The 389-nt window shown below is 64.8% G+C and carries 1 protein-coding gene; it reads right to left on the reverse strand.

Features of this window, described 5'->3' with window-relative positions; all coding sequences use genetic code 11:
* On the reverse strand, positions 1 to 240 hold a 240-nt coding region (locus tag F2P45_RS34640), incomplete at its 3' end, for a hypothetical protein (RefSeq protein ID WP_223164932.1).
* Positions 241 to 389: the final 149 nt, after the last annotated feature.

The following is a 389-nucleotide window of genomic DNA, read 5'->3' on the forward strand; positions in this document are numbered from 1 at the left end:
GGTGTTGTCCGGCATCTTGTACAGATTGGCGAAGGCGTAGTTCAGGAACGTGAAGCGTTCCGCCACGCCGGCCTGGTCAAGCTGCTTCAGGCGAAAACCGCTCTCGGTACTCCAGGCGGTGTAGTACGAGCCGACTTCGACCGGGGCGGCGGTGCGCGCCGGGGCCGCCATCGCCGCCGTGGTCGCGCCGGCCAGCGCGAGGGCGCAGGCCAGGGTGGTCATGCAGGTTGTGTTCAACATCTGTTCTCCTTGCTTAAATCTTGAGCTTGCAATTATGTATGTTCAGGCGTGCAACTACCAGCACGATTGTGGCCGTAAAGACGGCGCCGGCCAACAGTGCGGCGTCGCCCTCGAGCAGCGCCGGGCGCAAGCGCGCGCCGGCCAGGCTG

The sequence above is a fragment of the Massilia mucilaginosa genome (assembly GCF_011682145.1).
In the GTDB taxonomy this organism is placed as follows: domain Bacteria; phylum Pseudomonadota; class Gammaproteobacteria; order Burkholderiales; family Burkholderiaceae_D; genus Telluria_A; species Telluria_A mucilaginosa.